The organism is Lewinella sp. (genome assembly GCF_050633125.1).
GTDB lineage: Bacteria > Bacteroidota > Bacteroidia > Chitinophagales > Saprospiraceae > Lewinella.
The window spans coordinates 1-7,025 of sequence record NZ_JBOEFX010000208.1 but is presented as its reverse complement, the minus strand read 5'-3'; the positions used below and the strand labels follow the sequence as shown (position 1 = coordinate 7,025).

Sequence of the window (7,025 nt, the reverse complement as noted above, 5' to 3'; positions counted from 1 at the left end):
CATTACATCTGACACACCGCCGCTTAGTTTAATTAAAGGAATTACGACAAAAATAAGGAAGGAATAAAGCTACAGCCAACTTTGTCTAGGACGCACATACTCCGCTTCGCGTGGTTTAAAAAACAGACGCTTTCCTCAAAGTCCCCCACCCCACCAAAAAATGCCCCACCCCAAAAAAATAAAATCCACCCATTCCAACCAGTACCGTTACCTAATGGTGATTGGTGTGTTGTTCTGCGGATTTTTGGGGATCATTTCGATCGAGGAGATGTTTAACAAGAGGTATATTGATGGGACAGAACTGATACTCTCCTTATTCTTCTTCACATTCGCGCTGGCTGCTTTGAATTATTTGGTCAATAGAAAAGCCTTTGAGCTATCCAGCAAGAGGGTAATTCTGAAGACCAGATTTAGGAAGAAGGTTTTCCCGGCCAGTGAAATTCAGGGTTTCAGGGAGGAAACTTACCAAGAAAAGTACCAAAGTGGAAGAAGGCTGGTATTCAAAATGGGCAATAGGTTTCTAACCATAGACTCCAACAGCTATGCCAACTTCTACGAAATCGCAGGGTTTACCAGACAGCATTTCAAAAAATTAGAGGATCAGGAATTCAAGCGGTACGATTTTTTAAAAACCCTCCCGCTGCGGTTTTTTATGCTGATTGTAGGCGTGCTCCTTCTTGGGCTTTTTCTCAACATGCAGTTTGAGGAGATTGATAACCTAGAGGAAGACCTGCAGTACACCGAAACAACTCTGGCTTCAACACCTGCCATTGAGTCAAGTACAGGAAAAGGAAACAAACATTACATCCCGATCTATACCGTGGAACATCCTGAATTTGAATTCAAAATCAATGGTTTTCGATACAATGCCTGCAATACGAACCTTACCAATGAACTTCAGGCAGGTGACAAAATAAGGCTTGGGCTAAAAAGGGAGGACTTCAGATCGAAAATAGGAAACCTGGCCCCACCCTCCTTCCAAACGAAGCACTTTCACTGGGACATGATCCGGGTTTACCAATTGAGCCACGAAGGAAAAGAATACATCAATTTAGACCAAGCGAAAAGATTGATGAAGAATAATCAAAAATGGTCGTGGGTACTACTCGTAATGGGAGTGTTTGCCCTTTCGGTGGCGGTGATATCCTGGAAGCGGCCAAAATCGTAAATTTGCTATGCATTCCTTCTTAAATGTCCTTATAGTCAAATTCGTGGATTTGAAAACCCTCCTACATCAGGAAGATAAAATCAAGGAAGTGTACCTATCCGCACCGGCTTATATCGTCAATAAAAATCCTTTGAAGGTGCTGTTCAACGTTTTCATCTCTCAAGAAAACGGTACTCCTTGAGAACCCTAAACATGTGCTGAACAACGCAGGTAATCTGAAAATTGAAGGGATGGTAAAGGGAGAGCAACCAACTACATAACAATGGCAACAATTAAATTCCGTAAAACAAAGAAAGTATCAAAAGGAGATCTCCTCTTAAGCGTTGGTGATACTACTCTGTATGCATACAAGGTTAAAAGCGGCTGCCTGAGAAGCTATGTTATTGACAATGCAGGCAAAGAACACATCTTGCAATTTGCTCCTGAAGATTGGATAATTGGAGATATGGGTAGTTACACCAACGGCGATCCTTCTACTATTTTCATTGATGCTTTAGAAGAAAGTGAAGTCTCATTTATTTCAGCCGCTGACTTTCGCGATTTTGATAGCTTAGAAAAAGAACTCTTGGTCGAAATAGGCATCAAGCTCCGAAATAGTTTGATTGCAGCCAATAAAAGAATCATGAGCTTATTAAGTGCTACTGCCGAAGAACGCTATATGTCGTTTACACAAACCTATCCTACTTTGGTGCAGCGCCTCCCGCTAAAGCTAATTGCCTCCTACATCGGTATTACGCCAGAATACCTGAGTGATCTAAGGCGTAAGATGGCAAAATCATAGTATTACGAGCTTGTTTGGTAAGACCTCAATTCCCTACAATCGACTAATCAGGCCCTACCCAACAAGCTCTGAGTCATTTCTTAAGCTATCTTAATTTTTCTTAGCCTTATACAGCCCAACTTTGTGCCATTATTAATCAAATAAGATTTACACATGGCAAATCAACAAAATAACAAGGCAATCAATATTGCACTTTGGGTAGCTCAAGCATTACTAGGAGCTATGTTTCTAATGGCAGGAACAATGAAAGCTTCTCAACCCGTAGCCGCCTTGGCAGAATCACTTCCCTGGGTAACAACTGTGCCATTAGGGCTCGTGCGGTTTATCGGTATCAGTGAATTATTAGGTGGTTTAGGTTTGTTGCTTCCTTCCTTACTGCGTATCAAGCCATTCTTAACTGTTTGGGCAGCCATTGGGCTAGTTGTAGTGATGCTTTTAGCAGCACTATTTCACGCCTCAAAAGGTGAGTTTCCTGCAATTGGAATGAATGTCGTGCTGATGGCTCTTGCTGCATTTGTGGCATGGGGCAGAAGTAAGAAAGCTCCCATTCTCGCCAAGGGTTAATAGTATATTAACCTACTCGATGGTTTTTCGATTTTCATAGCGCTTGCTCGAAAAATTTCGAGCAAGCGCTATAAAATCACACTATGAGTGATTAATCATGGCTAATAAGAAACAACTTAAAAGTAATTGTGCTGATGCCAGAGGTAAGTTAATGCCCTTGGTTAATTTCAATAACTGTGGCGCGAAAGAAGACTGTATTACTGTTTGTCCCTATGATGTTTTTGAAATGCTCCAGATTACAATGAAAGGCAAGGACCAATTGAATTTGAAAGGAAAACTTAAAACGTTCTTTTTTAAGCACAAAGCTTACCTCACTGACCCCGCTTTATGTCACGCTTGTGAGCTATGTGTACAGGCCTGTCCCGAAAATGCGATCATCTTGACGAAGATGGTGTTTTAAGCGATGCTTACTAAACCAAGAGCTTGTTGGAAAATTTAATTTGGTAAAAAGTGGATAACTAAAATATTCGACGGAAATAGCTTAATGGGAACAAACTCTAAATAAGATGAACCGCAATTCCTTTATAAAAACCCTTTTAGGGGGAACAACTTTAATATCAATGGATGAATTCTCTACTATCGTAAATGCGATGTCACATAGCAATGAAGATAATAATCATTTACGTGAATTTGCCTCCTATGGCGCCATTCATCTAAATATAACAAACCTTGAAAAGTCTACTCATTTCTGGACAAAGATAGTGGGTATGAAACAGCGCAATACTTTCCAAAACACAGCTGAATTTGGAACAGAAGCTGAGACTCTAGTAGTCGTTCATCAAACAGCCCAAACCTCTTTTATAAAGGGCTATAGTGGACTTTACCATTTTGCTATTCATGCCCCCAATGTTGTAGCGTTCGCCAGCATGATCAACCGTTTGAATGTCAATAAATATCCTTACTCTCCTGTTGACCACACTATGTCAAAGTCTGTCTATTTAGATGACCCAGACGGAATAAATGTTGAATTCACCTTGGAAACGCCAGAAAGATTCAAGAGAGTAGTTACTACCGGTGGCCTTAGAATAGAAGGCACCGATGGTGTTATTCGTTCTGCCTCTGAACGTTTGGATGTAAATGAAATTTTGCAAGCATTAGAAGATACAGATGTAAATAAGATCATCCCAAATGACACTTATCTTGGTCATGTGCATTTGTACGCAAACAATGTTCAGAATTCCAATGCTTTTTATAAGCAACTAGGATACCTGTCGTTCAACTATCTCCCCCAATACATGTACGCCGATTTGGGTGCAGGAGGGGACTACCAGCACCGGATAGTCATGAACTCATGGCACGGCAAGAACAAACCATTAGCTCCAGCGGAAAGTGCAGGCTTAAGACATTTTCAAATCATTTATAAAAACAAAGAAAAGCTTAGCGAAGTTTTAGCCAACGTTTCGAACTACGAGGAAAAGGAAGGCGGCTACTGGCTTGACGACCCCACAGGTAATAAAGTATTCTTGACAAATAATTCCTAAAGAGTTTCTAGGCTACATCACACTATAATATGAATCATTTAAAATCCTTCCTTACCGGAAAGTATATACTATGGTTGATTCTCGCTATTCCAGGGATCATGGCAACCGTAAATTATCTAAAAGGGCAGCTGAGTTATGATATGATGATGCATATCACCGGTGAATTTGCTGGTCGATTTTTAGTTATCAGTCTCATTGCAACGCCCATCGCTTTGATGTTTCCTACAGGCCGAGCAGCTAAGTGGCTAATCAGGAATCGTCGTTTTTTTGGCGTCTCTGCATTCGCCTATACGCTATTGCACACTATTTTCTATGTTTTGGAATACCCATTTAGTCAAATAGTTAATGAATTTTCAGAGGTCTCCATTCTAACAGGATGGATTACTTTCTTTGTATTTATTCCTTTGGCGATTACGAGTACCGATGCCGCCATAAAAAGAATGGGACCTGCTTGGAAAAAGCTACAACGATGGGTGTATTTAGCTGCTGTGATGGCATTTGCGCATTGGGCTTTGTTGGGCTTGCAGGGAGAGCATGCCAGTATGGGAGGTGCATTGTTTCATTTTGCCCCCGTTATGCTTTTACAAGTCTATAGGGTTTGGAAGCAGCGACGAGAGTGTTCAAAATAGTGTGTCTCGCGCAGAGCCGCAGAGTTTTTTTTATTGCTGGTTATCAAGTAGATACATTTCGGCAATTATTCATCAGAAACACATTAATGAACAGTCTCGCAGCGACTTGTATAAGCAAGCACTTAGGTCATTACAAATATTGGACCACGACCCGCTAGGAACGGATAGCAAAATTTAGCTTATTTTGCCAATGGTAACCCTCCAAAAATGAACCAAGAGCAAAACAAATACCAACGAGACCATACGATAAAACCGCTTGTTTTTGAATTGATCAGAAATCACAAAAACAAGGAGGTGGAAGAACATTTCAAAAGCAACCCTGAGGAAATTTATCTCAAGGGATGGATGAGTGATACGCCTTTGCACATCGCCTGTTTGAGTGGAAATTTTGAAATGGTAAAGTACCTGGTTGAAAATGGAGCGTTCGTCAATGCTGAAAGAACAGGAGTATATGCTACGCCTTTGTGCTGGGCCGACAATGTAGAAATTGCCAAGTACTTGCTTGACCATGGAGCAACCATGAACGATCGGGAGCTGGACTTGGCAACAAGGCAAGACAAAATCCAGGTGATTGATTTATTACTCCGCAGTGGTGCGGAGATTCACGCGAAGGCCCCTCAATACTTGCAGTGCAGAAGCAAAGCGGCCATAGTCACCTACCGAAAGCACCAAATTGACCTAAATGGCTGCGACACCAACGGAAGTAACCTGCTCCACAAACTCGCTTGGGCAGGCTCTACCGAAGTCTTTGAATATGCCCTACAGCTAGGTCTAAGCTGGATAAAAGACAACAGCAGAAGGACGCCTTATATTTTAGCCAAGCAAGGGGCAAGAAATCATATTGTCGAACTTATAGAAGGCAAGTACCCAGCGCTTCTTGCTAATAAAATCAAGGTGGTTAAGATAAAACCAGCCTTCTCAAAAATAGCTTTCCTCCGAAAAAAAACATCCAACTATATTGCATTAACGCAGGAAGGGGAATTGATAAATTACGAAATTACAAGAGGCAATTCACTAGTAGCCACTAAGTCCATTGAGCTGGATGTGCCCATCATTAGAAACTTCGCGATCAGCCCTTCCGGTCATGTGATTATCCCTTCTGGAGAAAACAAATTGCTAAAATTAGACCGCACCACCTTTGCGCTTGTTGACACTATCGTTTTCGAAGAGACCTATAATTTCGACCAACTCACCTACCTTCCCAAGAGAGCGATTTACATCGGAAGCTCAAGCAACTGGGATATAACTATTCTTGATGAAAACTTTAACGTCATCAGGAAGATGGATGCGGAAGATGGCACCTTCTTTCCGACAGTAAGCGACAATGAAAACTTCCTCTGCTTTTTGAGTTATGACCAAGAAACGTTTTTTGACTTGTACAAGCTTGAAGCGAACCACGAAGTAAAATTCGTCCACACCTTTTTTGAAGATTGGAAGAATACCTCCAAGAGCTTTGCCTTTATAGGCGAAGAAATGCTAGTCGCTTATCCTGATAAAATAGACGTTTACCAATGGCAAGCTGGTGGTTTGAACAAAACACAAGAAATAAGCATTTCGGCCTACCCATCCGCTTACGACGCTTGCAGTCTGGCGGCCATTTCGAACGATCTGTTCTTATTCGGCAAAGGGAAAAAGCTGATCGTTTACCGAAAGAACCATGTGTTTCAAAAGATAGAAGAAATCACGTTGGCACTAAAAGAGGACGTACGGCAAATTCATTATGACAAAGCGACAATGAATTTGATTGTCATTACGAATGCGGAGATTGTTTTGTTCGAAATAGGAGGGAAAGACTGGGCAATATCCCCCCACTCCAATCACCAGTTGTAATCCCAACGACTTTGAGTTATATTTACGATTTTGAAGGGGTCGGCGAAAAATAACTTCCTCCCTTTAATGCTGATCTTTCGGCGCTGAACTTCGTTGCTTATCACTTGCATAGCTTTGGCTATGCTCGTTCTNNAGCCTGAAATGGGTAACTTATTCTTCGCCGCCCCCTAAGCATAAACCCATTATCAATAAAGCATAGTTTTGCTGGAAAAATTAGAAAAACATCCTAAGTCCATTGCTGTTTTGCCCTTCATGAATATGAGTGCGGATCAGGAGACTGATTTCTTTTGTGACGGTATCACGGAAGAGATCATCAATGCCTTGGCGCAAATTAAGGAGTTGAGGGTGACCTCCCGAACTTCTGCTTTTTTCTTTAAGGGGAAGAACATTCCGATTACTAAAATTGGTGAGCAGCTTGGCGTGGCTACCGTACTGGAAGGAAGCGTACGCTTGGCGGGAAAAAAGATGCGGATCACGGCGCAGTTGATCCAGGCTGATGAAGATTTCCACTTCTGGTCGGAGACCTGGGATCGGCAGATGGATGATCTCTTTGAAGTGCAGGACGAGGTAAG

At 41.7% G+C, this 7,025-nt stretch carries 8 protein-coding genes and 1 pseudogene; all 9 read left to right on the top strand.

Annotated features, from left to right (window positions below):
- Nucleotides 1-160: 160 nt before the first annotated feature.
- The gene (locus ACRBG0_RS28135; RefSeq protein WP_431490155.1) at nucleotides 161-1,168 is read left to right on the top strand and encodes a hypothetical protein; all 1,008 of its coding nucleotides are present in this window, start codon (nucleotides 161-163) and stop codon (nucleotides 1,166-1,168) included.
- Nucleotides 1,169-1,217: 49 nt separating this feature from the next.
- Nucleotides 1,218-1,349: a hypothetical protein gene (locus ACRBG0_RS28130; protein ID WP_431490154.1), complete on the top strand. Its 132-nt coding sequence runs from the start codon at nucleotides 1,218-1,220 to the stop codon at nucleotides 1,347-1,349.
- An 81-nt stretch (nucleotides 1,350-1,430) separates the two neighbouring features.
- Entirely contained in the window at nucleotides 1,431-1,949 is a 519-nt protein-coding gene (locus tag ACRBG0_RS28125; RefSeq protein ID WP_431490153.1) for a Crp/Fnr family transcriptional regulator, read from the top strand.
- A gap of 153 nt (nucleotides 1,950-2,102) precedes the next feature.
- Entirely contained in the window at nucleotides 2,103-2,513 is a 411-nt protein-coding gene (locus ACRBG0_RS28120; RefSeq protein ID WP_431490152.1) for a DoxX family protein, read from the top strand.
- A 97-nt stretch (nucleotides 2,514-2,610) separates the two neighbouring features.
- Nucleotides 2,611-2,913, top strand: coding sequence for a 4Fe-4S dicluster domain-containing protein (locus tag ACRBG0_RS28115; protein WP_431490151.1), 303 nt, complete (start codon nucleotides 2,611-2,613; stop codon nucleotides 2,911-2,913).
- Nucleotides 2,914-3,019: 106 nt separating this feature from the next.
- Nucleotides 3,020-3,994: a VOC family protein gene (locus ACRBG0_RS28110; protein WP_431490150.1), complete on the top strand. Its 975-nt coding sequence runs from the start codon at nucleotides 3,020-3,022 to the stop codon at nucleotides 3,992-3,994.
- A 29-nt stretch (nucleotides 3,995-4,023) separates the two neighbouring features.
- Entirely contained in the window at nucleotides 4,024-4,623 is a 600-nt protein-coding gene (locus tag ACRBG0_RS28105; RefSeq protein ID WP_431490149.1) for a sulfite oxidase heme-binding subunit YedZ, read from the top strand.
- A gap of 207 nt (nucleotides 4,624-4,830) precedes the next feature.
- Nucleotides 4,831-6,453 carry an ankyrin repeat domain-containing protein gene (locus tag ACRBG0_RS28100; protein WP_431490148.1) on the top strand — a complete coding sequence of 541 codons (1,623 nt, stop codon included), beginning with the start codon at nucleotides 4,831-4,833 and terminating at the stop codon, nucleotides 6,451-6,453.
- Between the two features lie 252 nt (nucleotides 6,454-6,705).
- A pseudogene (locus ACRBG0_RS28095) lies at nucleotides 6,706-7,025 on the top strand (adenylate cyclase); the annotation flags it as partial.